Raw genomic sequence first — 1,145 nt, forward strand, 5'->3', positions numbered from 1 at the left:
GCGGTGGTGCAGTCCACCGAGACTCCCGGTGCGCTCGTGGCCGGCCCCTGGTCGGAGTGGCAGGCAGGGCGGGTGGACACCACCAAGCCTGTGGTGACAGAGGAGTCGGCCTCTCCTGGCCAGGCGGTGGCCGACCTGTGGACACTGCCCTCCACCCAGCCCTCCTTCTTCGCCTACGGCGGGGACACCGGCTCGCGGTCGCTGCAGTTGGACGCACAGGTCGAGCACGACCCGACCAAGACCGACCAGGGCACGGGCCTGATCTGGTCGGGTTCCAGCAGCGTGTCGAGCAGCGGCTGTTACATCACGACCAAGTGCTGGTTGCAGACGCCTGCGGTCACGTCCGGCAAGCTGAAGGACGGTTGGCTGATTCGCTGGCGCGTGCGCGTGTCCACCTCAACCGGTGTGGCGGGCCCCTGGTCCGACTGGCGGGCCGGACGCGTGGACACCACCAAGCCTGTGGTCTCTGAACTGTCGGCCTCTCCGGGGCAGGCGGTGTCCGATCTGTGGACGTTGCCGTCGACCCAGCCGTCGTTCTCGGCCTATGGCGGGGACGCGGACTCGCGCCCGCTGCGGTTGGACGCACAGGTGGAACACGACCCGTCGGCCGGCGGGCAGGGTACGGGCCTGATCTGGTCGGGTTCCAGCAGCGTGTCGAGCAGCGGCTGTTACATCACGACCAAGTGCTGGTTGCAGACGCCTGCGGTCACGTCCGGCAAGCTGAAGGACGGTTGGCTGATTCGCTGGCGCATGCGCGTGTCCACCTCAACCGGTGTGGCGGGCCCCTGGTCCGACTGGCGGGCCGGACATGTGGACACCACCAAGCCTGTGGTCTCTGAACTGTCGGCCTCTCCGGGGCAGGCGGCATCCGCGCTCTGGACCCTGTCCTCGGCCCAGCCCTCCTTCTCCGCCAATGGCGGGGACTCCGATTCCCGGCCCCTGCGCTTGGAAGCGCAGGTCGAGCATGACCCGTCAGCCACCGGCCAAGGTTCCGGCCTGATCTGGTCCGGTAGCGGTGAGGTGTCGTCGAGTGGTTGTTACACCACCACGAAGTGCTGGTTGCAGACGCCTGCGGTCACGTCCGGCAAGCTGAAGGATGGTTGGCTGGTCCGTTGGCGTGTCAGGGCATCCACTTCCTCGGATGT

1 protein-coding gene is annotated in these 1,145 nt (G+C 67.9%); it reads left to right on the forward strand.

The genetic code is table 11. The features are described from left to right. Window positions 1-72 precede the first annotated feature (72 nt). Window positions 73-1,145 (forward strand): hypothetical protein (locus tag AB0J46_RS51960; RefSeq protein ID WP_364344968.1); only part of this gene is annotated, 1,073 nt, incomplete at its 3' end.

The sequence above is a fragment of the Nonomuraea sp. NPDC049758 genome, assembly GCF_040674635.1.
GTDB lineage: Bacteria > Actinomycetota > Actinomycetes > Streptosporangiales > Streptosporangiaceae > Nonomuraea.